This is a genomic window from Streptomyces sp. NPDC007808, from assembly GCF_042868655.1.
In the GTDB taxonomy this organism is placed as follows: domain Bacteria; phylum Actinomycetota; class Actinomycetes; order Streptomycetales; family Streptomycetaceae; genus Streptomyces.
Genome location: NZ_JBIAEQ010000007.1, coordinates 105,310 through 130,272, shown reverse-complemented (window position 1 = coordinate 130,272; position 24,963 = coordinate 105,310). Strand labels below are relative to the sequence as shown.

Here is a 24,963-nt window from a genome sequence, read left to right as displayed (position 1 = left end):
GGTACGTCGAATTCGGGTGAGCCGATCGCGGTACACCCGTAGGGTCCGCAGGGTGATCGACGTCCCTGAGAAGCTCGCGGCGGTACAGGCGGAGGTCAACGGTGAGGAGGGGCGGGCGTTCATCGAGCGGCTGCCGGACCTGGCGGCGGACTTCCTCGACCGCTGGGACCTGCGCCTCGACGGCTCCGCGATGCACGGCTGGTCGGCCCTGGTCCTGCCGGTCACGGCGGCCGACGGCACCCGGGCCGCGCTGAAGCTGCAGCTCCTCGACGAGGAGAGCGAGGGCGAACCGGTGGCCCTGCGCGTCTGGGACGGCGACGGGGCGGTACGGCTCCTCGACCACGACGCGGCGACCGGCACCATGCTGCTGGAACGCCTCGACTCGGACCGTATGCTCGCGCACCTCCCGGACGTCCACGAGTCCGTCCTGGTCATCGCCCGTCTGCTGGCCCACCTGACGTCCTTCCCCGCGCCCGCCGGCCTGCGCCGACTCGGCGACATCACGCGGGACATGCTGGAGCAGACCCCCTGGGCGCTGCGGCGGATCCCGGACGCGCGGACCCGCCGGGCCGTCGCCGACTGCGCGGCCGCCGTCCGCGAGGTGGCCGACGAGCCCGGCGACCGCCTGCTGCACTGGGACCTGCACGACGAGAACGTCCTGGCCTCCGCGCGCGCCCCCTGGCTCGCCATCGACCCCAAACCGCTCGCCGGCGACCCGGGCTTCGAGCTGTGGCCCGCCCTCGCCAACCGCTTCGACCCCGCCGACGTGCGCTGGCGCTTCGACGCCATGACCGACGTCCTCGGCCTGGACCGGGAACGCGCGCGTGCGTGGACGTACGGCCGACTCCTGCAGAACTCCCTGTGGGACGTCGAGGACGGCGAGGCACCGCAGGAGCAGCATCTGGAAATCGCCCGGCGGCTGCGCGAGCCGCGCGGCTAACCTCACGGCATGATCCGCACCGCGACCCCTGACGACATCCCCGCCCTGCACGCCCTGATCCGCGAGCTCGCCGAGTACGAGAAGGCCGCGCACGAGGCCAAGGCGACCCCGGAGCAGCTCCACGAGGCCCTGTTCGGCGACCGCCCGGCCGCCTACGCGCACATCGCGGCCGACGACACGACCGGCGAGACCGTCGGCTGCGCGATCTGGTTCCTGAACTTCTCCACCTGGCGCGGTGTCCACGGCATCTACCTGGAGGACCTCTACGTCCGCCCCGCCGCCCGCGGCGCCGGCCACGGCAAGGCCCTGCTCACCGAACTGGCCCGGCTGTGTGTGGAGCGCGGCTACCAGCGCCTGGAATGGGCCGTGCTGAACTGGAACGCCCCGTCCATCGCCTTCTACGAGTCCCTCGGCGCCCGCCGCCAGGACGAGTGGACGGTGTACCGCCTGACGGACGAGGCGCTGACGAAGCTGGGCAGCGGCGTCTGACGCGGACCCACCGCTCAGCCCGCGCTCACCAGCTCCCGGCGACGCCCGCGAGGGCACGGCCCACGCGCAACGGGTCGGCCCGCGCCGCCAGTTCCGCGTACAGGGCCATCGCCCACTGCGGGTGGCTCAGCAGACCCTCGCCCGCCGGGTCGCCCACGGCCCGGGCCGCCAGGCCGAGCCCCACCCAGGTCTCCGGGTCGCCGTCGCCGTGGACGATGCGCGCGTGGCAGGTGTCCAGCGCCTCGGCCGTGTGCCCCGTGACCAGGGCGACGTCCTCCGGCCGGGCCCCGCTCACCGTGCCACCCGGGTCGCCGCGCAGACCGTCGAAGCCCGCGGGGTGGGCCAGGGACCAGCGCAGCAGGGCCGCGCGGGTGTCGAAGCCGCGCACCGGCGTGCCCGGGGTGAGCGTCCCCTCGTGCGTGGGTGACGGGAGGGGAGCGCCGTCGGCGAAGGCCGTGGCGAGGGCCCGGACCTCCCGTGGTTCGGGCCGCAGGTGGTGGGCCCGCCAGGTCGCCCGGTGGTCCGCGACCGCGAGTTCGGCCGCGGACCGGGCCCGAGCGTCCACCGGCTCGTCCAGCCACGGCTCCAGACGCCCAGACAGCTCGGCCACCAGACGACGCCCCAGGTCGGTCAGCCCGTCCGCCCGGGAGATCGAGCGCAGCGCGTATGCCGTCTGGGCCCGCCACAGCGCGAACTCGAACCGCGCGAGCGCCGAGTCGCGCCGCCGCCAGAACCCGGTGACGCCGAAGAAGGCGTACACGCCCTGGAGCAGTCCGCCCAGCGGCCGGGGATCGTCGCGCCACGGGGCGTAGTACAGCCGGGTGCCCGGGCCACCGAGTCCGTCGCGCTCGGCCCGGTCGTCGTACAGCGTGAACAGGTGCATGAAGGCGCTGAGCTTGTTGTGCTGGAACTCGTGCACCAACGTGGACGCGAACTGCTCGCCGTCGTCCGGCATCGACGCCAGCGCCGCGCCGAACGCGTCGCCGGAGGAGGCGCTGTGCGGCCGGAACCGCTCGGCCCGTGGCCGCGGCACCAGCGAGACCAGCCCGAGGGACAGCGCCCGAGCCTCCTCGGAGCCGGTGCCGCGAAGGATCTCCCAGGCCTCCTCGAACACCTCCTGCCAGCACTCGGGGCGGTCCAGGGGTTCGGCGGACGTCGGCCGGCGCAGGGTGCGGTAGGGATCGCTGTCGTCCAGCAGCAGCGTGCACCCGTCGGCGCGCAGCCGTGTGAGGGCATGCCAGTCCGGTCCCGTCAGGTGCCGCCCCGCGATCCGTACGCCGTCGGCGTCGGCGGCGACCTCGGCCGTCGCCCACGGCACCGGTCCGGGCACCCGCATGGCCCCGAGCGAGGGAAGCACCGCCCAGCCCTGCCGGACGGGGACAGCCGTACGGAATTCGAGTCCGGCGTGGATCGCCGCACAGGCCGCGATCGAGTGCAGGTGACCGGTGTCCACCCACAGCGGGGCGTCGTCCTCGGCGGCCCCCCGCAGCCGGCGCAGGGTGTGCGCCGCCCACACTCCCACGGCCGGATAGGCGAGCAACCGCTCGACGATGTCCTCGTCCACTGCCCGGGCCCGGGACAGCAACTGCCAGCCGTCGGCCAGTGGGGGAAGAGGTCCGGTGGGCACCGAGGAGGCCGTGTCCAGCAGCGCCCGGACGACGAGCAGCCGCCAGCTGCGCTCGCTCGCGCGCAGGGCGGCCACGGTCCCGGGACTGCCTCCGCCGCCCAGCAACTCGTCGAAGGAAACGGAGGACAGCGCGTGTCGACGGGTGGTCGGCTGCATGGGGGCGAGGGCCTACGCGTCGCGCTGGGGGTTGTAGCCGCCGAGGCTGCTCGCCGGATCGTCGATACGGCTCAGGAGTCGGCGCATGGAGCCTTCGACGCCGCGGAGGTCGTGGGACGGCCAGGCATCCAGGGGAATCTCACTGAGATCGATCAGCTCGGACTCGACCGATGACTTCTCCATGACCCGTCCCTGTGCAGTGAAGGCGCTACGAGGAATGCGATGCGTAACCAGATATGCCTGAAAATCAGTCTTTCAGGTGGTTTCATGCTGCTTCAGCACCCTAATGCATCACAGGAATCGCACGGCGCGACAGCGCGCAACCGGCCCTCGATCGAGTGACGACAGGGCGCGGCGGGTAGGCCCCGTATGTGATTGAACTCGCGGAGATGATCGAGGAGTTGCGCAGAGAACTCACCGCCGCGCGGGCCGCCGCGGCGGGCGAGGACCTCTACTTCGAAGTGGGCCCGGTGGAGGTGGAGGCGGCGGTGACGGTGGAACGGTCGGCCACGGCCGGCGGAAAGGTCCGCTTCTGGGTGGTGGAGGCAGGTGCCGACGGCCGGTTGGCGGACAGCGTCACCCACCGCATCAAGCTGACCCTGGACCCGCGCACCCGCAGCGGCGGCGGGCGGGCACCGTGGGTGAGCGGCGACGAGGCCGAGCGGGAGCGCTGAGCCGGTGGGCGCAACGGGAGGACGCCGCGGACTGGACCCCGTACGGGTGGCCGAGGTGATCACGCGCGGTTCCCACGGCCTCGGACGTCGCGGGAGCGGCTACCGAGTCGGGCGGCGCTGGGTCCTCACCGCGGCGCACGTCGTCCGGGACACCGACCCGGCAGCCACGCGAGTACGGTTCGAGGCCGACCGCGCCGACGAGTGGACCGCGTCCGCAGACGTGGCGCTGGTGGCCGACAAGGCCGATGTGGCGCTCCTGGAGATCACCGGAGCCGTGCCGGCGGGCGTGCACGCGACCGCGGCCGAAACCTCGCCCGCGTTCGGAGCCGTGCCGGACACGGACGACGTGCTGCCGGTGACGGCCATGGGCTTCCCGCGGTTCAAACTCCGCGAGCACCGGATGCGGCGGCTCGACGACGGATCGCCGTCCCGGTACCGCGACTCCTGCCACGCGTCCGGCCTGACCTCAGTGCTGTCCAACCGCCGCGAAGGCACCCTTGAGATCGCCGTCACCCCGCCCGGGACGGACCCCGAGCCGGACCGCTCACCCTGGGAAGGCATGTCCGGCGCGGCGGTCTGGCACGACGGCACGCTCATCGGCCTGGTCAGCGCACACCACCGCACCGACGGGCCGGGACGGCTGGCCGCCGTTCGCGTCGACCGCTGGTACGACCTCCTGACGAGCACCGAACTGGCCCTGCTGCACGAGCACGCCGGTCTCCCCACGTCCGCGGAGCAACTGGTCCGCTTCTCCTGCCCGCCCGGCGGCACGACGCCACGGTTCAGTCTGGCGGGCCTTCCGGACGATCTCCCCCTGCGCGAAATCAACGGTCTCGTGGACGCGTTGACCGCCCTGCCCACGGTGAGCGACCGCACGTCCCTCGCTCTCGTCCTGGCCGGCATCGACCCGGTGATCGCCGCCATGAGCCTGCGCTCCCCCGCCCTGCGGCCGGATGTGTTCGGGATCGTGAGGACATGCCTGCGCTACCCCGGCACTCTCGACCAACTCCTCGATGAGATAAGGCTGTTGGAGGGCAACTCCGCCGGGATGATCCGCGTGGACCAGGAGGCGGCGGCGCTGTCGCGCAGCCATGGCCGGTCCGGGGAAAGACGCTGACCTGATATCGCGGCGCCCCGCGACAGCGGTGTTTCATCCTCGGCACGACGGGCCATCATCAGGGGGATGTGGGCAGATCGCATCGACGAACCAATCGGGGAGGGAAGGGGATTGGCCGTCATCGAGCCGTCTGTGGCCACCGTCGAGTCCCATCTTGTCGATCTCGCGGGGGTGTCTCTTGAAGCGCTGCGCTCCATCGACGGTCGAGTTCTCGCCGCTCCACTGGAGGAGCTGCGGCAGCGCATCGACCATCCGCAGGCCAGCGGGGGAGGCGACTTCAACCCGGCGGAGCGCTTCGACTGACGACGCCGGGGCCGGCCATGAGCACTGAGCCCTCCTTGCCCCACCACCACCTGCCCGCTTCCTGTCTGGCCGAACTGCTCCGGGGCGAGGGCGGTCCGGCCACCGTGGACATCCTGCTCGGTGCCGAACGCAGCCGACGTCTGCTGCTGCTGCGGATGCTCGACGACACCACGGACCTCGGCCCCGCCTGGGACGTGCTCAGCCGAGCGCAGCGGCGCGCCCCGGCCGTCGTCGACGATCTGCTCATGTACCCGCAGACGGGCATGTGGCTGGCCACGGCGTTGCGCCGACTGCGCGGCACGGCACCGAAGGACAAGCTTCCGCTGAAGGTGGTGCTCGGCCACTTCGCGGCCCTGGCCTCCGCGGCGGCGCTGCGCGCGGGCCTCGACTTCGCCCTCGACGTGCCGGTGTGGCACGGCCGGGTCTCCCTGCCGACCCTCGGCTGTGCCGAACTGCCCGCGCCCGAGCCATGGACGACGGCCACGGTCCGGGCCGCCGGCGGACGAGCGGCGATCGAGACGCGCGAGGCGTCGGTCGCCTTACCGGACCCGCCGAACTCACCGGGGCCCGGTTGGCATCCGGTACGCCGAGTCGCAGTCGGCCCGCTGGGACACCGGCTGAACCTGACACTGGACGACACGGATCCGTTCCGGACCTATCCCCAGCCGACCGTGCCGCACCCGGTGTCCGAGCAGGCGGCGGCGCGGTGGCGGAAGGTGCTGGGGCAGGCATGGGAGGTGCTGCTGCGCGAACTTCCCGGAACGGCCGAGGCCATGCGGCGAGGCATGCTGTCGCTCACCCCGACCCCCGCTGGAGAAAGGTTCCGGCCACGCAGCGTGTCAGCGGGAGACGCCTTCGGCGGGATGGAGGCCTCGGAGCCGGACGACGCCGTTCAGCTGGCCGCCACCTTGGTGCACGAGTTCCAGCACACCAAGCTGGGCGGACTGCTTCACCTGACTCCGCTCCTGACCGGCAGCCCCGGGGAGAACGGGGAACTGTGGTACGCGCCCTGGCGGGACGACCCGCGCCCCATCGACGGGCTGCTGCAGGGCATCTACGCGTTCATGGGCGTCACCGGGTTCTGGCGCGCGCGGCGCGCCACCGCCGCCGCACCGGACGGCTTGCAGCACTTCGAGTTCGCCCTGTGGCGGACCCATGTGGCGACCGCGCTGGACCAGATCCGCGGGCACGCGCGTCTGACCCCGGTCGGAGCGGCCCTGCTGGACACGCTTCGCGACCGCTGCGCCGAGTGGCTGCGGGAGCCGGTGCCCGAGGCCGAGTCGGCCTTGGCGAGGTTGTGCAACGACTACCACGTCGCCCGCTGGCGGGCCCACCATCTGCGTCCCCCCGCCCCGGCGGTGGACGAGGCGGTGCGCGCCTGGCTGACCGGCGCGAGCGGACCGCCCTCGTCCCTGTCGGCCGAACCGGTCATCGTGCCCGACACCTGCGCACACGGGCTGGACAGCATGGCGACACTGGTCCGCCATCGCCTCGTCGACGCCGCCGACGGCCGTGCGGCGCCCGAGGACCCGGAGAAGGCCGCGGCCGAAGTCACCGGCGCCCTGCCCGCCGACGCACTGCTCGTGGCCGGCGACGCCGACTCGGCCCGCCGTGCCTACGTCGCCCACCTGACGGCCGACCCGGGCACGGCCGGAGCCTGGGCCGGCCTGGGCCAGGCCCTGAAGGCATCGGGCTTGGCCCCCGGCGCGGCACACCTCCTGTGCCACCACCCCGAACGGGCCCGAACCGTCCACGAGGCCGTGACCCGCGCCACCCACCCCGCACCCGACCCGATCCGACTGGCGACGTGGCTGCGTTCGTGACGCGGCGTTCCTTTTCCTGCCCGGGTGACCTCGAAAAAGGCATGAGAAAACCCCCGGCGACTTTCGCACCGGGGGTCATTCGAAAGGAAATGATCTAACTTTTTCGAGAATGGGTCAGGACTCCCTGCCCTTGTCTTTCTTCAGCCACTTCACGAGACCGCCGCAGACGCCGCCGAATACGGTGGCCGCAGCCGCACAGCCCCCCACCATCGGCCCGTCCTGCTGGACCATCTCCCCTGCCATCATCACCAAAGAACCCGCACTGGCCAGCCCTGATACACCCGAGACCGACCAGGCGGCCGCCCTCACCACGCGCTGATAGGGACAGTCCACAGCATCGTGCGCCATCACAGAACACCTTTCATCCACCCCCGGCATTCCCGAAATCAGGGAAAGGGGTACCCATGCGAGAAATCAGGATTTGATCGAACCTCGGCCGACCGCCAAGCCGGCACTTCACCGCTCCGAGCCCCCGATCGGAGAAGCACGATACACGCTCGGGAACGCAAATATCGGTGGAATGGAATTCACCGTGGGGCGGCACTCCAGGCGCCGCCCCACGGGCCGCGCGTCATATCACAACGGCATCGGATCGATGTCGCAGTTGGCCCGCTCGCGGGCGCGGGTCTGCACGGTCGCGGGGTGCGGTGCCGTCTGGGCGGAGTTCCGCCGCGGCTCGTCCAGGACCCGCTCCATACGTGCCAGGGCATCCGCCCGCAGCGCCTCGCTCTCGGCCTCCTCGCCGAGGGCGAACAGGTCCAGGGAGAGGTTGGCCGCGCCCACGAGCGTCGTCGGATGGTCCTCGCCCAGCCTCGTCCGGCACAGCTCCAGCGTCCTGCGGCCCAGTTCACAGGCCTCGGACACCCGCCCAAGGGCGCTCAGATCGCTCGCCAGATTGATGGCACAGGCCAGAGCCATCGGATGGCTCGCCCCGAGCCGTCCGGTCAGGGACTCCAGTGCCGCCTGGTCCAGCTCCTTGGCCTCCTCCCCCCGGCCCAGCAGCCGCAGGGTCACCGCGAGGTCGACATCGGCCGCCAGCACGTGCGGATGATGGGGCTGGAACAGCGTCCGGAACCGTTGCGACGTGGTCTTGCCCAGCTCCCGTGCCGCCTCCAGGTCCCCGTTGTGCCGCAGGGCCACCGACAGCGCGAGTGCCGCCGTCAGGGCCTCCGGGTGCATGTCGTCGTAGCGGCGGACGAACTGGTTGTACGCCTCGCGCGCCATGTCCAGCGCGGCGGAGTGGTCCCCCTCCTTGCGGCAGGCCTCTCCCAGCTGGCGGAGGGTCCCCAGCGTCGAGGGGTTGCCGGCTCCGAACTCGGCCCGGAAACCGTCGACGACCCCCTGCTGCCTGGACCGCGCTCCGACGTAGTCACCGGTCTCGCGCACGTCGATGGCGATGCTGCCCTCGGTGATCAGGGACTGCTGGTGATCACGGCCGAACAACCGCGTTTTCATCTCGTGCGTGTGCTCGTCCAGTTCCAGCGCCCGCTGGAACTCCCCGACCAGCCGCAGACTCACCCCGAGGTTGTGCGCGGTGCTCAGCGTCGTCGGGTCGTCCTCGCCGAAGGCGCGGCGCGCCCGGTCGTAGGCCATCTCGTCCAGCTCGGCACCGGCGGCGAAGTCCCCCTGCACCCGTCGTACGGCCGCCTCCAGCATCAACGTCTCCAGAGCGTCCTCGCGGATGTCCTCGCGGCCCTGCGGCGCTGTGCGGGCGTAGACGCCCTTCATCCGGGCTACCAGCTCCGAGGCGTCGTCGTAGCGGCCCACCTTCAGGTAGAGGAAGCCGAGCCACCACGCCATCAGAAGCGCCTGCTGGTCCTCCTCCCCGAACTTGCGCTCCCAGGTCTGCCAGGCCTGCTCCGTGAACTCGAGTGCCACCTTGTGGTCGCCCCAGTACCAGAGGTACTTGGCGACGTTCATCACCAGTTCCCGCACCCACGGCTGATCCGACTCGACGGCGCCGGAGGCGATGACATGGCCGTACAGCTCGGCGTACCGCGGCCAGTTCGCGGGCTGGTTGGGGCCCTTCGGGTCGGAGGCGGCCAGCAGGGTGTGGGCGCCGTTACGCATGCGGGTCTGTTCGTCGGGTGTCATACGGTTGATCAATACCGCCTGAACCAGCCGGTGCATCTCGATCGAGTTCGTGCGGTGGTCTATCCGGGCTAGTGAGTAGCGGTTGATCTCTCGTACGGCGCGTGCGAGCCGCATGGGGTCGTTCAGGGCGCGGTCGAGATCGGGGTCGATGCTGCCTCCGCCGAGGCCGGAGAAGATGGACCGGGAAATGGGGTCCGGCGCGAAGTAGGAGCACAGCTGCAGCAGCCGCAGCGCGGTCGGACTGCGCGTCTGCAGATGGTCGAGGGAGACGTTCCAGGCGGCCGCCACGGGCAGCTGGTAGTCCGGGGGCGGAGAGACCTCCAGCAGTTCACTGCGCTTGTGCTCGAACAGGCGGAGGTACTCCGACACGGGCATGCCGGTCTCTCCACGCCAGGCGGCGGCCTGCTCCAGAGCCAGCGGCAGGTCGCCGAGGGCCTCGGCCAGGCGGTCCGCCTCGCCGTCGTCGAGGTCGCCCCCGGCCGGTCCGGAGCGCCGCAGCAGTTCCTTGCTCTCCGCCCGGGTGAAGACGTCCACCTCCAGGGAGTGCCCGTGGCCGCTCACACTCCAGCGACGGTTGCGCGAGGTGACGAGGATGGTGCCACTGCCACCGGTCGTGGCGGGGAAGTACTCGCGGACCCGCTCGGGATCGTCGGCGTTGTCGAAGATGAGCAGCCACCGGGAGTACGGCCGCCCCTCGCGCAGCGCCTCGCGCACCGCGGGACCGGCGATATTGGCCTCGGCGCTGGTGCTCAGGCCGAGCCGCTGGGCGAGCTCCACCAGCGCTTGGCCGATCTTGCCGGGGCGCTCGGCGGGAATCCACCACACGATGTCGTACTCGGACTGGTGGCGGTACGCGTACTCGATCGCCAACTGGGTCTTGCCGACACCGCCCATCCCGTGCAGAGCTTCGGGGAGCACGGTGGTCATACCCTCCCGCAGGCGTTCGCTCAGTCGCTCCAGAAGGTCCACACGGCCGGTGAAGTTCGGGTTGCGCGGCGGGATGTTCCCCCAGATGCGCGGCTGCGTCGATCGCCCGCCCTCCACCGCGGGCTGCTGCGTGGTCGCCATCGCCGTCGCTCCTTCTGAAGATGTCCGGGCCCCGGTGGGCCTGCTTTCGACAGGGTGGGCACTACCGCCCGATCCCTTGCTCAGGCTGACGGTGTTCTGTCGGTCGTAGGTCCGCAGTGCCTGTCCCAGCCGCTCGGCGCGCCGCAGAAAGCGCCCGGACAGAGCGCGCAGAGCGGCAAGTTCAACGCGCAGGAACGCCACGTTGCGCCGGGTCACGGGTGGCACTTCGGCCGCCTCGAACAGGTCGTCGGCGGCGGGCAGGACCGGATCGTCGCCCTCGTGGACCTGCGTGAGCAGCTTGCGCACGTCGTGCAGCACACGAGCGGTGTCCCTGCGGCGGGCCAGCGCCAATAACTCCTGGCGGATGTTCGGACCGAAGGCGAAGGCCACACCGGCCGCACGCTCGGCGTCCGTGCCCGCGGGCCGCACGAGTCCGCTCATCAGCAGCTCGGTGAGGTGCGCCGGACCGGCGCCCGGCACGGAGGCGGTCACGGCCCGCATCGCCGGAAGAGTCAGTGGCGCCGCCGCGAGCCTGGTGGCCAGTGCGAACGCGGTGGGAGAGGCGGCGGCACGGAACTGCGAGATCCGCTCCCAGGGCGGCACAGCGCTGGCGGGATCGGGCACGTCCTCGATCCACGGCACCGCCCGCGCGGCGTCCGCCCGCCGCTTCCAGCCGCGGGCACGGACGCCCGATGTCTCCAGCCAGTCGCGGGAGCGCCCGGCCACCAGGTCGGCCCAGCCCGACAGGGAGCGCTCGGTCAGCTCCAGAACGGGGACGGGCACCACACCCTCACGCGCGGCGGGGTCGTCGACGGGTTCGAGCGGGGAGGTGCGCAGTTCCCAACGAAGGGAGGCATTCGGTGCCCAGGGGTGCTCGGCGAGCAGCCCCATGCGGTGGACGTCCAGGCCGGTGCGGAACCACAGTCGCTGCGGCAGCAGATGCAGGATCGCCAGCGGCTCGCTCCGTCCGAGTTCACGTAGCAGTGGTAACACCGCGTCCGACCGCCAGCCCGCGGCGAGTCCGTCGGTCAGCACCAGCACCACCCGGCGCCCGGAGCCGGCGGGCGGGAGATGCTCGTGCTCCAACCGGATCCGTTCCGGCTCGGTGTCGTCCGAACTCAGCAGCCGTAGCGTGGTGACCTCGCCCAGCCGCTCGTCGCGGGCAAGTGCCTCGGCCAGACGGCCGACCGTCTCGTCCCAGACCCGCATGGTCACGTGGTCGTCCAGGACGAGCAGCACACCGGGGCGCGTAGGCGAATCCGATCGCTCCAGTTCGCTCAGGGTCCGCACCACCACATCGACTGACGTCATGTCAGATTCTGATGCCGGTACCGGGCGTGGGCCGTGGTCACACTGCATGAGCGCTCTCAGAGCGTCCGGGGATGCCGGAGGGCGAGAGGAGGGACGGAGGAGGCACCGAAGAGGAGTCCCGCAGTCCGCGGGCATGCGTGACATCCACGTGCCAAGACTGGCAGCGGTCCGCGTACCTTGCAACATGGGACACAAGCCACAAACCACCGTGCCACGAGGGGCGGCGCGCACGCATCTCGGCGGCGTTCCCACCCCCCGGGTGAGCCAAGAACCCGTGGACCTCACCCCCTCTGCCGCGCAGCGATCGCACACTCCACGACCGCATGCCGCACGGCACGGCAGGCTACGCCGGCCCGGGCGGGCTCGGCTTGCGCTCCGGATCGTCGAGCAGGATGGCCAGATGGCGTCCGACATGCTGCCCCCAGCCGCCCGGGCCGAGGGCCAGCGCCTCCTTGCGCCACTTTCCGACACGCTCGGCCAGACTGCCCAGCCCCCGGTCCTCCAGGATCTCGCCGATGGCGTCCTGGAACGCCGGGTCGGAGCAGTCGTTGCGGTGCCAGATCATCGCGGGCACCCCGGCCCGCAGCCCGGCGAGGACCTCGCTGCGTCCGGTGCCCGAGTCATCGCCGGGCGGCTCGCTGAGCACCAGGCACACCGCACGGAGGTCTTCCTTGAGTTCACGCTCCAGGTGGAAGAAGTACGCCCCGTCCTCCTCAGGGCGGCTCCAGTGCGGATGGCTGTCCGCCGGGCGTTCCCGCAGCTGGCGCCACTTGTTGTGCCAGGGCCGATGCCAGGCGGCCCGCTGCAACCGCTCCAGGCTGCGCACCACGACCGGGTAGTCCAGGGCAAGTGGTGTGGGAGAAGAGGAATCAGACTCCTTGGACCACCACTCGACCGGCTCGTTGAGCAGTTCCCACGGCAGGACGAATTCGAGGATCACCGGCTGCCGCAGATCGGCCCACTTCTCCTCGACGTCCTCGATGAGCCGCTCCACCGCCGCCGGCAGCTCTTCCCTGGTCAGGCGAACGGTCTCGCCGCGCACGGGATGCCAGCCCTCCGAGTCGGACTGACGCCAATGCGAGAGGTGGTAGTGATTCGCCTCGACCCGGTCCGGCTCGAACTGCATGAGCAGATACGCCGGTACCAGGGAGGGGGCCGGCTGCAGGAACTCCGAGTGCTGCCAGTCCGCCAGCAGGTCGGCCACGCCCAGGTCCGTGGCCGTGGCGCGATTGAACCGGCGCAGCACTTCGGCGGCGTCGGGTCGGCCCTCCTCGACGAACCGGTCGGCGGCGAGCGCGAGGAAGGCCATGCTGGGCGGAAGTTCGCCGACCGGGGCGTTCTCGCCCGCCAGCCGCAGGAAGACCTGCCACGCCGTCTGGCACCACACAGGCAGCTCCTGCACCCGTGAACGGCTCGCGCGCCGCGTCATCGCGGCCAGGTCCGAGGACGGCAGGGACGACAGAACGGGCCGCAGCTCGCCGAGGTCGGCGTGGTTGAAGAAGTCGACGGCCTCCCACTCGTCCACGAGCGGCCACAGCGCGGCAACCGTCACCGACTGCTGCTCCACGTACTCCAGCGACCGTACGAGGCAGGCCAGGCCGTCGCCCACCTCGGTGCATCTCTTCACCACATGCAGCAACCAGGGCCGCAGCCGGTCACTGCCGAAGGGCTCCACGGGGGAATCCAGTTCGTCGGCGAGTATCTCCCGCCATAACTCCCGGCTGCCCGCCTGGTTCACCGTGGCCGAACCCTGGAGGGTATCCACGATGGAGACAACCAACCTGTTGCGAACCCGCTCCGGATTACGCACCCGCCCTGCCACCCCGTTACCTCCAGACAGCCGCCAAGACGCCCTGATGGTGCCGACCAGGGTACGGCCGACGCATCGGGCGCGGCAGGAAGTCGGCCATGCCTGGCCAACGTTGCCCGCGGGGTCGCCAGGTGTGCTGCCCCGGGACGTCGGTGACACGACCTAGGACACCGCGACCGCCTTCAGGTCCTGTGCGACCGCCTCCCCCAACATCCCCGCGTCTCCCGCACGCAAGTGGCTGACGACGGTCAACGTGTAGGCGTCGCCGGTGTGGACGAGGCAGAGGTTCGCCGTGCCCGGCGGTGAGAGCTGCGGCAGCGGCACGACCCGCGAGAGCGGACGGCCGAGCAGGTGGCTGGGGTTGTCCCGCCACTTGAAGGCCGTGCACAGACTCGTGGTCACCTCGGGACGCGCCAGGCTCCTGGCCATCACCCCGGCCAGCCACGGCACGGCACGGGCGACGGCCTGCAGCGTGGGGAGGATCGCACGGTGGGCGTCGCTGCGGTGCTGGAACGCCGCGACCAGTTCCTGGCAGGCGCGCAGGCGGGCGACCGGGGACTCGGTGTCGACGGGCAGCGGGACGCGCAGCGCGGTGACGCCGTTGCCGAGCCGCCGGGCGTGGTCGCGGGTGCGCAGGTCCACCGGCACGGTGGCGTACAGCGGGGCCGGTCCGGTGGGCCAGGCGCTCAGCGGCCCGTAGCAGGAGCGCAGGGCGCCGGCGTACGTGCTCAGCAGCAGTTCGTTGAGCGTGGCCCCGCGCCCGTCGGCCGGCTGTCGACGGGCCGCGCGCATCACCTGCGGGTCGAGTTCGACGACGGCCACCGACGGCCGCGCCTCGCCGGCGGGGACCACGGGCAGGCGCTGACCGAGAGCCCTGACGCGACGCAACTCCCCACCGACACCGCGCGGACCGACGCGGGGCCGCTGCCGCGCCGTCGCGGACGGGTGTGCCGCGCCCGGTCCGGGAGTGCCGAGCGGTACGGCGTCGTCCATCAGCAGCCGGAAGAGGGTCTCCAAGGACCGGCCGTCCAGCAGGGCGTGGTGGCCGAGCAGCACCACGGCGAGCGGGGTGACCAGCAGCCGCCACGGGGGGAGACCGGGTGGCAACGAACGCCTGACACCGTCGGAGAGCAGCGCTTCCAGGTCCTGGTCCGTGGCGGTGATGTGCGCGCCGGGATCGAACGACGGGGCCGCCCTCCACCGGTGGCCGCACAGCACCCGGGGCCCTCTCGGTGGCTGGACGACCAGGCTCATCCGCTCCAGTGCGCCCCACCGCTCGCGCACCCGGGACCGCACCTGCCCCAGGTCGAGCGGCCCCCCGGGAAACATCGCGGCGATGCCGATGGTCCCCGGCATCCCGTTGCGCAGGTGCCCTTCCTCGACCGCCGTCAGCCTCATGCTCCGCAGCCTCCTTCGGTGCTCAGCCGTGGGGTGAATCGAACACGACACAGGCGTTGTGGCCGCCGAAGGCGAAACTGTTGCTGATCACCGGACCGTTGGGGATCTTGCGCGGTTCGGCGGTGACCACGTCGATGTCGCACCGGGGGTCCAGCCGCGTGAGCGACGCCGTCGGCGGCGCGAGCCCTTCCCGTACGGACAGGACCGTGATCACGGCCTCCAGCGCTCCCGCCACGCCCAGCCCGTGCCCGGTCACCGACTTGGAAGCGGTGACCGGGACCCTCGCGGGCCCGAACAGGGCGGCGAGGGCCCGCGCTTCGGCGAGGTCGTTGAGTTCGGTGCCGGTGCCGTGCGCGTTGACATGGGTGACGGCGTCGGCCGTCGTACCGGCATCGGCGAGCGCCTGCTCCATGCACGCCCGCGCGCCCGCACCGTCCGGATGGGGAGCGGTGAGGTGGTGCGCGTCGGAGGTGCGCCCGTACCCGGTCAGCATGGCGTGGATCCGGGCACCCCGCGCCCGGGCCAGGTCCAACCGCTCCAGCACCAGGAACGCCGCCCCTTCGGCGAGGACGAACCCGCGCCGGTCGATGTCGAACGGCCGTGAGGCGGCGGCCGGTTCCGCGCACTCGGTGACCATCGCACCGGCCCGCCCGAAGGCCAGCGCCGTCGTGGGAGTCAGCGGACTGTCATGACCGCCCGCCACCACCACGTCCGCGCACCCGGACCGGATCATCTGCAGCGCCTCCCCGACCGCGTGCGTGCCGGAGGCGCAGGCGGTGGAGATCGTCAGACTGGGACCCGTGATCCCGAGCCGGGCGCTGACCCAGTACGCCCCCGCGTTGTGCATCAGCCGGGGCGCGTACAGCACGTCGGGGTGCCCGATGCCGTTCTCCTGGCTGATCACACCGCCGTACCCGGTGCCGGTGACCACCGCCCGCCGGTCGGACGCGCCATGCAGTCCCCCGGCGTCCTCCACGGCGTCCACGGCCGCGCACACCGCCATCTGCACCGAACGGTCGGCCCGCCGCACCTCCTTGGGCGAGAGGTAGCCGGCCGGGTCGAAGCCGGTCATGGCGGACGCCGGGTACACGACGGTGCCCTCGTCGTCGAAGGCGTGCAGCGAGATCGCCGTACGGCTCTGCAGGAGGCTGTCCCACAGCGCCTGCGGAGTCGCTCCGGCCGCACAGCGGACGCCCAGTCCCGTGACGGCGACGGCGGGTCGGCGGCTCATCGGGCGAGGGTGCTGCGGGGCTCGGGGGCGCGCAGCCGCACGATGAGGTCGGCGACGTCACCCACGGTGGACACCCCGCTCTTGTCGGTGCCCCTGAGCGACACCCCGAACAACTCCTCGGACGCCGCTTCCAGTTCGGTGATGTCCAGGCTGTCGGCTCCGAGGTCGGCGACCAGCCGGGCATGCGGCACGACCGCCTCCGGCGGCACCGACATCACCCGCGCGCAGAGCGGGCGCAGCGCTTCCCATACGTCGCCGTGTTCCACATCCATGCAACTGCCTCCATCTCCTGGTGCCGTCAGGGCCGGCTCACCGCGACGGCGTCGCCGCCATAGCCCATGTCTCGAACTCCGTGACGACCGCTTCGGCGAGCCGACCCGCGTCGTCCGGTCGCAGGTTGCACACCACGGTGAGCGTGAACGTGTCCCCCGCCTGTGCCAGCGCGAAGCTGGCGGTGCCGGGGTGCTGCAGGGGCGGCAGCCCCACCGTGCGCACCAGCCGGCGCCCTTCGAAGGTGCTCTTCCCGCCGGGCCACTTCATGGCTGTGGTCGCGGTCGCCGCGAAGCACGAGCGGCGACCGCGACCGGTCAGCAGCCTGGTCACCCAGGGCCCCGTCCGCCGAACCGCTTCTGCAGTGGGAAACAGCACGCCGGCGTGGGCGGCGGCCCGCTCGGGGACGGTGGCCATAGCGGCCTGGCAGGCGCGCAGCCGCGCCACGGGGCCGTCCACGTCGACGGGCAACGGCACCCGGACGACCGTGAGCGTGTTGCCCAGTTCCCTCGGATTGGCCCGGGTACGCAGGTCGCACGGGACGGCCGTGTACACGGGTTCCTCCCGCTGCCGCCAGCGCCGCACCGGCCCGTACTCGGCCCGCAGCGCTCCGGCGACCGCGCCCACCAGCAGTTCGTTCAGTGTCGCGCCACGGCCGTCGGCGGGCTGCCGGCGGGCGGATCGGACGGTGTCCGCGGGCAGTTCGCACACCGCGACCGAGGAGCACGTCCCCTGCGGCGAGGGCATCGGGAGGGCCTGCCCGGCGGCCGCCATCAGTCTCAGCTCCCTGCCCGCCGCGCGCAGCCCGGTACGGGTGAGCGACGCCGACCGCCCCGGCTGCCGCACCGTCGCGGGACTGTCCATCAGCGAACGCATCAACGTCGCCAAGGAGCGTCCGTCGAGCAGTACGTGCTGGGCGACGAGGGCCAGGGCGAACCCGCCGCCGTGCGTCGTGTCCGGGACCACCGACAACCGCCAGGGCGGCACCGCACCGTCGAGCGGCCGGTCCACGCTCACCGCCCACAGGTCGTCCAACTTGCTGTCGGCCACGCCGACATGCACGGCGGGATCGAACGGCCCCGGCACCGTCCAGCGCGCCCGGCCACGCCGCCCCGTACCGACGTCGCCCGGACCTCCGTCGAGCACCCGGCTCATCCGCTCCAGACCGGTCCACCGCTCGGCGACCCGCGCCCTGACCCGGTCCACGTCGGGCTGCTCACCGCAGAACACCGCCGCCAGGCCGATCACTCCCGGGCATCCGTTGAGCAACAGCATCTCGTCGGCGCAGGACAATCTCATGCGACAGGTCGCCCACCCTTCCTGATAACGAGATCACCCTACACGCAGGGTCACGAAGGTTCACTCACCGTACATGGGTCAACAGTCCGACGCCCGCCCCGTGGTGGAGCGGGCGTCGGACCGAACGCTGTGCCGCGTTACCGCAGCGCCTGGCTGTTGCAGCCCATGTCCGAACCGAGGTGGCTGGGCTGCGCACCCGGGGAGCCCTCACCGTTCAGCAGGTTGCCCGCAAGGCCGTTGACGAGGCCGACGCTGCCGAGGACGTCGATGTTCATGTCGTGCGAGCGGCACTCGATGCCCTGGGTGATGTCGAGGTCGTGGGCACCCGCCTCACCGTGCGCGACGGCGGTGCCGACGCCGAACGAACCGACACTGCCGAGGACGGCGCCCACGAGGGCCACCTTCTGAAGCTTGCGCATTTCCTTCTCCGTTGGTCGAGCAGATCTGTTGTGCAGCAGATCGAGGGGAACGGTGGACAATTACGGGCCGTCAGCCCAGCCGCGGCAGACCCAACTGGCCCACGGGCGGAGCCTGGACCTGGCCGAGGCCGAGCCCCGGCACCTGCGGCGGTCCGGCCGGCGTGAGCAGCGGGTTGATGAGGGGGTTCACCTGCGGGTTCACCTGCGGGTTCACCTGCGGGGCGACCCGCGGCGGGGGCTCCGGGTTGAAGACCTGGGGAGCGTTGACCTGGGGGGCGACCTGCGGCATCACCTGCGGCGCCGTCTGCGGGGTGACCTGCGGCACGACCTGCGACACCGGCGACTGGGGAGCGGCCTGCGCACGCGGCGCGTTGGAGGCCTCCGCCATGCCGCCCGACGACGCCGAGGCGGAGGCGTAACCGGCCTGCGGCGCGGACGCCGGAGCGGGCGCGGGGGCCGGGGCGGGAGCCGCGTAGTGGGGCGCCGGCTGCGGGTGCGGGCGCGGAGCGCTGACCTGCGCGACACCCGTCGAACGAGCCTCCGCCGTGGCCTGCTGGGGCGCCGGGTGGTGCGGAGCGGGCGCGGGGGCCGCGTACTGGGGCGGCGCGTACTGGGGGGCGGGTGCCGCGTACTGGGGCGGCGCGTACTGGGGGGCGGGTGCCGCGTACTGGGGCGCCGCGTACTGCGGAGGGGGCGCCGGGGCCGCGTACTGAGGCGCCGGATACTGCGGACCCGGCGCCGGAGCGCCGCTGTACCCGACGGGATATTCGGTGGCCTCGCTCACGCCGGCACCGATGGCGGTCAGACCGCCGGCCGCTGCGACGACGAGCGCGGCCTTGTGAAGCTTGCGCATGGAACCCTCGGCCCTTCATTACCTGTACAGGGAATCCGGTGTATTCAGTGCAGTCTTGCGTGCGCTCAGTCTGATATTCGTACTGTGCCCTTACAGGGGTAATGCCTGAGCTGTCATGTGGACTTCACGCTGGAGCGACAGCGAATCCCGTAGCCCCTCTCTGACTCCTGATCGCTGCCCTCTCCCCGCTGGCAACGACATTTCAGGGGGCAGGTCACGGGACAGGAAAGCCCATCACTCCATTGCCATCGATCGGATAAACGGCTCTGCGGACTTGTCATCCCGTCAAGTGGGTGCGATCGAGGCGCACTTCTCATGGTTGATGATTAACACCCTCTGGCAAACGGGTGACCACACCCCGACTCACGTGACCGACGCCGCAGTCGTCTCGTTCCCCACGGGTCAGAGCAATGGCTCACAGCACTTCCACACGTTCCATGCCAGGTCAACGAAGGGCCGAGTTTCCATGCGCAAGCTCCACCACGTCGCGCTCGTCGTCGCAGCAGCCAGCGGTCTGTCAGCCATCGGTGCCGGCCCCAGCGTCGCCGACGCTCCCGCCGCCTACAACGGTGGCCACCCGGCCCCCGTCGGACAGCAGGACGCCCAGGCGCACTCGTGGACCCGCTCGCAGGCTTCCGTGCAGAGCTCCAACGGGCCGGGCATGCGCCAGGCGGCACCGGCCCCCCAGCGCGGCGCCGAGGTGAGCCCGCAGCTCAACCCCCAGCTGAGCCCGCAGATCAGCCCCCAGATCAGCCCTCAGCAGGCGCCGCAGTCGGACCCGCTGAGCCAGGCCAACCTCTTCCGCCCCTACCAGGAGTGCAGCCCGCAGTCCCTGCTCAACGCCAACGTCCCGGTCGCCGCTCTCGGTGCCGCCGACGCCCGCGGTGTCGACTGCGACCAGGCCAACAGCCAGGCGAACTCCGCCGCCAGCGCCCGCGCGACCAGCTGACAAAGCACAGGCGCGCCGCACACGTACATCACGCACATACGCAACACGCGTGCGCAAAATCGGCGCGTCGCTAAGACATATCGGATATTTCGTATTAATCTCTGGTGACTGTACGAAGTCGATCCCTTACGGGTCGCAACCACACCTCACTCCACCGGAGATGACATGCACAAGCTTCGCAAGGCTGCCGTCCTGGTCGCCGCTCTCGGCAGCGTCGGACTTCTGAGCGCCGGTACCGCCACGGCCCAGGGCCTCGACGGCCACGGCGGCAAGGGCGGGGACAAGGTCAGCGTCCTGCAGAGCTCCAACTGCAAGTCGCACGACCTGAACCTCGACGTGCTGGGCCAGGTCGGCATCCTCAACGGCCTGCTGGGCAACGGCCTCAACGGCGAGGGCAACGCCGGTGGCCAGGACACCCACCTCGGCTCGTCCATGGGCTGCAACAACAGCGCGTTCTGAACGCCTGACGGTCGCACAGCCGACTGACGGCACAAAAGAAAGTCCCGGCGCCGAGCCGCAAGTCCGGCGCCGGGACTTCTTTTTGTGCCCTGACCCAGCCGAGCCGCACCTTTTCAGGCCATCGGCCAAGACGGTGAGACCGATTCGTAATTCGGCGTGCCGCATATTGCTTCGCAATACTTCTTATTAGCCTCCGTAAACGTACGAAGTCGATCTGTTACAGATCGCACCACTCCACTCCACCGGAGATGACATGCACAAGCTTCGCAAGGCCGCCGTGGTGGTCGCCGCTCTCGGCAGCGTCGGACTCCTGAGCGCCGGCGTCGCGCAGGCCGACCAGGGCGGCTACGGCTCGCACGGCCGGGGCAAGGGCGGCACCTCGTTCAGCGTCCAGCAGAGCACCACCTGCAGGTCGCACGACGCCAACGCCTCGATCCTGGGTCAGGTCGGCATCGCGAACGGCCTGGGCGGCAACCTGCTGAACGGCGAGGGCAGCCCGGGCGCGCAGGAGACGTCGCTGGGCTCGACCATGGGCTGCAACAACGCCGTCGGCAAGTAACACCGAAGACAGCCTTCCACCCGGTGCCCGGCCTGAGGCCGGGCACCGGGCTTTTACCCGCGGGTCCACCGCCGACAAATGACCCGGAAATGCCGGACCCGAATCGATCCCCGATTCGGGTCCGGCATTTTCCCGCTCGTCCTCAGAACTTGAACTTGGGCAGCTTGTAACCCTTGGGCAGCTTGGTCTTGTTCGAGCAGTCCACAACCGGCCCGGAGTCCGTCGAACCGTCGTTCAGCAGGTGCCCCTCCGGAAACGTGAAGCGCGGCCGCTCGGTCGTCTCGCAGTCGTGCTTCTGCTTGACGACATAACCGCCGCGCTTGTCCTTGCGGATGGTCTCGCTCTTCTTGATGCAGACGATGTCACCCTGGGCGGAGATCGTGCACGCGCCCTTGTCGTCATCGGCGTGCGCCTGCGCCGCACCGCCGTAGACCAGGGCGAGAGCCCCGATGAGGCTGGAGACGGTTGCGATCTTCTGTCGACCGATCATGTGCTGCGTCCTTTGCAATCTAGGCCCGGACGCCCGCGCCGTCGACCGGCGCCCGCCCGAGCCTTGGAGAACACTGACGCAGCCCGGACGCGCACCCTGATGGGTCTGCCGCGCGTCCGGGCTGCCGTTGCTAAGGGTCCGAGGAACGTTGATGCGCCTGCCGTGAATACGCCCTAGAGGGCCGGCCGTGGTGCGGAGTGCGAAGTCACCCGCTCCGCGACCGTCACGACGACAATCACAGTGCCCTGAAACTCGCGCATCGAGTCCTCGGCGCTTTGTTACTTGGCGACGTAAGGAGCGGAGTACTCGCCGTAGCCGTACTCAGGAGCGGCGGCCTTGGGGGCAGCCTCCGGAGCGGCCTGCGGAGCGGCCTCCGGCGCGGCGTGCGGAGCAGCCTTCGACTTGTCGTCGGCCGGAACGCCCCACGTACCCACGGCGTTGGCCGTCGAGGTGGCGACCGCGGTGACGTTCTGGGCGTTGAGGTCGTCGTCCTCGTGGGCGAAGGCGGTGCCGGCGCCGATACCGAAGGCGGACAGCCCCGCGACCGCAGCGGCTACGACGGCAACACGCTGAAACCTGCGCATAGTTTGACCCTTTCTTCCCGGGCACGAAGCCCTGGCTGACTACTTAATGTGAGCATATACACGCAATCCGTAGCAATTTGGGACCTTTACCCTTCTCCGTGTCGTGTCGGCCCATGCCAAGGAACCCTTTCGTCCGTCCCGTCACGGGCCTCGAAGGGAATGCGGAAGCCGGTGCCGCGGCCATGCCGCGGCCGCCCTTCTCCCTTGAGGGGAACGACGATTGCCCGAGGGTGGGTAACGGGCAGCCGGCGGCCGTCACCCGTTTGCCGACGCCGGTGGATCCGAGCGTCGAGAACGCAGAAACAGCGGAGGCCGGACCGGTCGAGCCGGTTCCGGCCATCCGCTGCTTGAGAGGGGGGCAGGGCGCGTCGAGAGCTACACCCTGGGGCTGCCCAGCAGACGCGAGAGAGCACTGACGTTGTCGCTGCTCGTGTCGGCGGCCGGCGCCGGGGCCGCGGGCGTCACGTCGGTGCAGGTGATGTGGGGGCCGATCCGCGTCTGTCCGCTGGACAGCAGGCCGGGAGCGGGCAAGGTCAGGGGCTGCGTGGGCTGGCAGGTCACCGAGCGGCGCAGGGCGATGTCCTCACCCTCGGGCACCTGGCCCACGATCCGCTGGGTGCAGACGATGTTGCCCTGGGCGTCGGGGGCGCACCCGCCCGGGTTCGCCATGGCGTGAGCCTGGGTGACACCGATACAAGTCATGGCGAGGCCACCGAGAAGTGCTGTGACGGCCGCGATCTTCTTTCCGTTGAACATGTGTTGCGTCTCCTTCTGTGAGGGGTGCCCGGGCACCGGGCGCCGCGAACCGCCGCGCCAGGGCCTGGGAAGTCGGAGATACGGGCCCCGCGCCCCACCGGCGTCCGGGAGGTTCGGGACCGTTTCGCTTTACGAAGTGAAGGACTGACCTGCTGTGTGGCGCTGTCCGAGGTGGCCACAACCGCTCATCGCCGCACCGGAGTTCAGGACATGGACGGGCCCCTTCGGGGGTGACCCCGAAGGGGCCCGCGGAAGGCGTCGCGCACGACTACGCCGCCGACCTCAGCCCGTGAAGGCGTTGTTGAACTGACCGCAGGTGGTGTCGAACGTCTCGGAGAGACCCAGCACGGCGATCGGGAGGCTGCCCTCGGCCACCGTCTGCGGGCTGCACTCCTGGTAGGGGCGGTAGAGGTCGGTCTTGCTCGGCGCCTTCTCGTACGCGACACCGGTGCCCGCACCGATGGCGGAAAGGCTGCCGGCCGCCGCCGCGACGATCATGACCTGGTGGAGCTTGCGCATGGAACCCTCGGTTTTCATGACAAATACATTGAGGCTGATTGCCTACCGTGACGGAACGAACACTAGCAGTAGCGGAGCGGTTGCATGCCGGTCCATGTCCCGTGTCCCTTGGGGGACATGGGGTGCGGGAGGGAGTGGGAAAAAAACGTGCGGGGCGGTGTCGTCGACACCGCCCCGCCTCGGAGAGCCCCCTGTCGGATTCGAACCGACGACCTGCTGTTTACAAGACAGCCGCTCTGGACCAGCTGAGCTAAGGAGGCCTGCGCGCGCCGGCTCGGGCACGCGCCCGTGCAGTGTACCCAGGTTCCGAGTCGGCCCCGTCGAAAATTTCCGCGAAGTTCACATGCCTTTAGGTACTGACAGACCAGGCGAACGCCAGGTACCGTCCAGAGCCAGTCCGCATGTGTGGACTAAACCAACCACCTTCCTACAACGGATCGTCCGGCACGTTCCTGCCGGTAGAAGGGGGCCCATTCACCATGGCCACTGTCTCGTTCGACAAGGCGACCCGGATCTACCCGGGCACCGAGAAGCCCGCCGTTGACGCGCTCGACATCCACATCGAGGACGGAGAGTTCCTCGTACTGGTCGGCCCGTCCGGCTGCGGCAAGTCCACCTCGCTCCGCATGCTCGCCGGGCTGGAGGACGTCAACGGCGGCGCCATCCGCATCGGTGACCGCGATGTCACGCACCTGCCGCCGAAGGACCGGGACATCGCCATGGTGTTCCAGAACTACGCGCTGTACCCGCACATGACCGTCGCCGACAACATGGGCTTCGCGCTCAAGATCGCCGGCGTCAACAAGGCGGAGATCCGCAAGAAGGTCGAGGAGGCCGCGAAGATCCTCGACCTCACCGAGTACCTGGACCGCAAGCCGAAGGCCCTCTCCGGTGGCCAGCGCCAGCGTGTCGCCATGGGTCGCGCCATCGTGCGTGAGCCGCAGGTCTTCCTCATGGACGAGCCGCTGTCCAACCTGGACGCCAAGCTCCGTGTGTCGACCCGTACGCAGATCGCGTCGCTGCAGCGGCGGCTCGGGATCACCACCGTCTACGTCACCCACGACCAGGTCGAGGCCATGACGATGGGTGACCGTGTGGCGGTCCTCAAGGACGGTCTGCTCCAGCAGGTCGACACCCCGCGCAACATGTACGACCGCCCCGCCAACCTCTTCGTCGCCGGCTTCATCGGCTCCCCGGCCATGAACCTGGTCGAGGTCCCGATCACCGACGGCGGTGTGAAGTTCGGCAACTCGGTCGTGCCGGTCGACCGCGACGCGCTTTCCGCCGCCACCGACAAGACCGTCACCGTGGGTGTCCGCCCGGAGCACTTCGACGTGGCCGGCCCGGACTCCGACCAGGGCCTCGCGGTCACCGTGAACGTGGTGGAGGAGCTCGGCGCCGACGCGTACGTCTACGGCACCGCCAAGGTCGGCGGCGACGACTCCAAGGACCTCGTCGTCCGCGTCAGCGGCCGTGACGTCCCGGAGAAGGGCAGCACGCTGCACGTCGTCCCGCGCTCGGGCGAGACCCACGTGTTCTCGACCTCCACGGGTGAGCGGCTCTCCGACTGAGGCGGCGCCCGGGGGCGACCACAGGAGGCACAACCCCGGATAATTCACCCAGGTTGACGAAGAGGGCCCCGCACGCTGCTGCGGGGCCCTCTTCCGTGTCGATAAATACCCCGGCAGATCGGGTCATTTCGAGCGCTGTACGTCAACACGTCGCCGGGCGCAGGCGTCAGTTCATCCCCCGAAACGGTGACCAA

25 protein-coding genes and 1 tRNA gene are annotated in these 24,963 nt (G+C 70.7%); 10 read left to right on the top strand and 16 right to left on the bottom strand.

Features of this window, described 5'->3' with window-relative positions; translation table 11 throughout:
- The first annotated feature begins 16 nt into the window (after window positions 1-16).
- Complete coding sequence (locus ACFYNL_RS26095) at window positions 17-940, top strand: aminoglycoside phosphotransferase family protein (protein ID WP_388807413.1); 924 nt, start codon at window positions 17-19, stop codon at window positions 938-940.
- Between the two features lie 9 nt (window positions 941-949).
- Complete coding sequence (locus ACFYNL_RS26090; RefSeq protein ID WP_388807412.1) at window positions 950-1,429, top strand: GNAT family N-acetyltransferase; 480 nt, start codon at window positions 950-952, stop codon at window positions 1,427-1,429.
- Window positions 1,430-1,454: 25 nt separating this feature from the next.
- Here the strand turns inward: ACFYNL_RS26090 and ACFYNL_RS26085 are convergent, their stop codons facing one another.
- Together ACFYNL_RS26085 and ACFYNL_RS26080 are read right to left on the bottom strand one after the other, a co-directional pair.
- Window positions 1,455-3,212: an HEXXH motif domain-containing protein gene (locus ACFYNL_RS26085; RefSeq protein ID WP_388807411.1), complete on the bottom strand. Its 1,758-nt coding sequence runs from the start codon at window positions 3,210-3,212 to the stop codon at window positions 1,455-1,457.
- Window positions 3,213-3,224: 12 nt separating this feature from the next.
- Complete coding sequence (locus ACFYNL_RS26080; RefSeq protein ID WP_388807410.1) at window positions 3,225-3,395, bottom strand: hypothetical protein; 171 nt, start codon at window positions 3,393-3,395, stop codon at window positions 3,225-3,227.
- Between the two features lie 188 nt (window positions 3,396-3,583).
- Between ACFYNL_RS26080 and ACFYNL_RS26075 the strand changes: the two genes are divergently transcribed.
- From ACFYNL_RS26075 to ACFYNL_RS26060, 4 genes are all read left to right on the top strand, one after another.
- Entirely contained in the window at window positions 3,584-3,886 is a 303-nt protein-coding gene (locus ACFYNL_RS26075) for a trypco2 family protein (RefSeq protein ID WP_388807409.1), read from the top strand.
- A 4-nt stretch (window positions 3,887-3,890) separates the two neighbouring features.
- Window positions 3,891-5,003, top strand: coding sequence for a trypsin-like peptidase domain-containing protein (locus tag ACFYNL_RS26070; protein ID WP_388807408.1), 1,113 nt, complete (start codon window positions 3,891-3,893; stop codon window positions 5,001-5,003).
- Between the two features lie 111 nt (window positions 5,004-5,114).
- On the top strand, window positions 5,115-5,306 hold the full coding sequence (locus tag ACFYNL_RS26065) for a hypothetical protein (protein ID WP_388807407.1): 192 nt from the start codon (window positions 5,115-5,117) through the stop codon (window positions 5,304-5,306).
- Between the two features lie 17 nt (window positions 5,307-5,323).
- On the top strand, window positions 5,324-7,129 hold the full coding sequence (locus ACFYNL_RS26060) for an HEXXH motif domain-containing protein (protein WP_388807406.1): 1,806 nt from the start codon (window positions 5,324-5,326) through the stop codon (window positions 7,127-7,129).
- A 114-nt stretch (window positions 7,130-7,243) separates the two neighbouring features.
- Here ACFYNL_RS26060 and ACFYNL_RS26055 read toward each other — a convergent pair whose 3' ends face one another.
- The 9 genes from ACFYNL_RS26055 to ACFYNL_RS26015 all read right to left on the bottom strand — a co-directional run bounded on the left by ACFYNL_RS26055 (window position 7,244) and on the right by ACFYNL_RS26015 (window position 18,882).
- Window positions 7,244-7,477 (bottom strand): hypothetical protein, encoded by a 234-nt coding sequence (locus ACFYNL_RS26055; RefSeq protein WP_388807405.1) that lies wholly within the window; start codon window positions 7,475-7,477, stop codon window positions 7,244-7,246.
- A 228-nt stretch (window positions 7,478-7,705) separates the two neighbouring features.
- Complete coding sequence (gene fxsT / locus ACFYNL_RS26050; protein ID WP_388807404.1) at window positions 7,706-11,602, bottom strand: FxSxx-COOH system tetratricopeptide repeat protein; 3,897 nt, start codon at window positions 11,600-11,602, stop codon at window positions 7,706-7,708.
- Between the two features lie 343 nt (window positions 11,603-11,945).
- Entirely contained in the window at window positions 11,946-13,367 is a 1,422-nt protein-coding gene (locus ACFYNL_RS26045; RefSeq protein ID WP_388807403.1) for a hypothetical protein, read from the bottom strand.
- A gap of 207 nt (window positions 13,368-13,574) precedes the next feature.
- Window positions 13,575-14,810, bottom strand: coding sequence for a hypothetical protein (locus tag ACFYNL_RS26040; RefSeq protein WP_388807402.1), 1,236 nt, complete (start codon window positions 14,808-14,810; stop codon window positions 13,575-13,577).
- A 22-nt stretch (window positions 14,811-14,832) separates the two neighbouring features.
- Complete coding sequence (locus ACFYNL_RS26035) at window positions 14,833-16,041, bottom strand: beta-ketoacyl-[acyl-carrier-protein] synthase family protein (RefSeq protein WP_388807401.1); 1,209 nt, start codon at window positions 16,039-16,041, stop codon at window positions 14,833-14,835.
- The gene (locus ACFYNL_RS26030; protein WP_388807400.1) at window positions 16,038-16,313 is read right to left on the bottom strand and encodes an acyl carrier protein; all 276 of its coding nucleotides are present in this window, start codon (window positions 16,311-16,313) and stop codon (window positions 16,038-16,040) included. The genes ACFYNL_RS26035 and ACFYNL_RS26030 overlap by 4 nt, the downstream gene beginning before the upstream one ends.
- Before the next feature lie 37 nt (window positions 16,314-16,350).
- Window positions 16,351-17,610 carry a WS/DGAT domain-containing protein gene (locus tag ACFYNL_RS26025; protein WP_388807399.1) on the bottom strand — a complete coding sequence of 420 codons (1,260 nt, stop codon included), beginning with the start codon at window positions 17,608-17,610 and terminating at the stop codon, window positions 16,351-16,353.
- 137 nt (window positions 17,611-17,747) lie between these two features.
- A complete protein-coding gene (locus ACFYNL_RS26020) occupies window positions 17,748-18,029 on the bottom strand; it encodes a hypothetical protein (RefSeq protein ID WP_019758024.1) in 282 nt (93 codons plus the stop codon).
- Between the two features lie 70 nt (window positions 18,030-18,099).
- Window positions 18,100-18,882 carry a hypothetical protein gene (locus ACFYNL_RS26015; protein WP_388807398.1) on the bottom strand — a complete coding sequence of 261 codons (783 nt, stop codon included), beginning with the start codon at window positions 18,880-18,882 and terminating at the stop codon, window positions 18,100-18,102.
- Window positions 18,883-19,348: 466 nt separating this feature from the next.
- Here ACFYNL_RS26015 and ACFYNL_RS26010 point away from each other — a divergent pair, with 466 nt between their 5' ends.
- The 3 genes from ACFYNL_RS26010 (at window position 19,349) to ACFYNL_RS26000 (ending at window position 20,849) form a co-directional block, all read left to right on the top strand.
- Complete coding sequence (locus tag ACFYNL_RS26010) at window positions 19,349-19,831, top strand: hypothetical protein (RefSeq protein WP_388807397.1); 483 nt, start codon at window positions 19,349-19,351, stop codon at window positions 19,829-19,831.
- Between the two features lie 165 nt (window positions 19,832-19,996).
- The gene (locus ACFYNL_RS26005) at window positions 19,997-20,290 is read left to right on the top strand and encodes a hypothetical protein (RefSeq protein ID WP_388807396.1); all 294 of its coding nucleotides are present in this window, start codon (window positions 19,997-19,999) and stop codon (window positions 20,288-20,290) included.
- 253 nt (window positions 20,291-20,543) lie between these two features.
- Complete coding sequence (locus tag ACFYNL_RS26000; RefSeq protein ID WP_388807395.1) at window positions 20,544-20,849, top strand: hypothetical protein; 306 nt, start codon at window positions 20,544-20,546, stop codon at window positions 20,847-20,849.
- A gap of 142 nt (window positions 20,850-20,991) precedes the next feature.
- Here ACFYNL_RS26000 and ACFYNL_RS25995 read toward each other — a convergent pair whose 3' ends face one another.
- The 5 genes from ACFYNL_RS25995 to ACFYNL_RS25975 form a co-directional block, all read right to left on the bottom strand.
- On the bottom strand, window positions 20,992-21,339 hold the full coding sequence (locus tag ACFYNL_RS25995; RefSeq protein ID WP_388807394.1) for a hypothetical protein: 348 nt from the start codon (window positions 21,337-21,339) through the stop codon (window positions 20,992-20,994).
- A 278-nt stretch (window positions 21,340-21,617) separates the two neighbouring features.
- A complete protein-coding gene (locus ACFYNL_RS25990) occupies window positions 21,618-21,923 on the bottom strand; it encodes a hypothetical protein (protein ID WP_388807393.1) in 306 nt (101 codons plus the stop codon).
- A 375-nt stretch (window positions 21,924-22,298) separates the two neighbouring features.
- Entirely contained in the window at window positions 22,299-22,679 is a 381-nt protein-coding gene (locus ACFYNL_RS25985; protein ID WP_388807392.1) for a hypothetical protein, read from the bottom strand.
- A 282-nt stretch (window positions 22,680-22,961) separates the two neighbouring features.
- Entirely contained in the window at window positions 22,962-23,198 is a 237-nt protein-coding gene (locus ACFYNL_RS25980; RefSeq protein ID WP_388807955.1) for a hypothetical protein, read from the bottom strand.
- Between the two features lie 185 nt (window positions 23,199-23,383).
- A tRNA-Thr gene (locus ACFYNL_RS25975) sits at window positions 23,384-23,458 on the bottom strand.
- Window positions 23,459-23,677: 219 nt separating this feature from the next.
- Here ACFYNL_RS25975 and ACFYNL_RS25970 point away from each other — a divergent pair.
- Window positions 23,678-24,769, top strand: coding sequence for an ABC transporter ATP-binding protein (locus ACFYNL_RS25970; RefSeq protein WP_388807391.1), 1,092 nt, complete (start codon window positions 23,678-23,680; stop codon window positions 24,767-24,769).
- Window positions 24,770-24,963 lie beyond the last annotated feature (194 nt).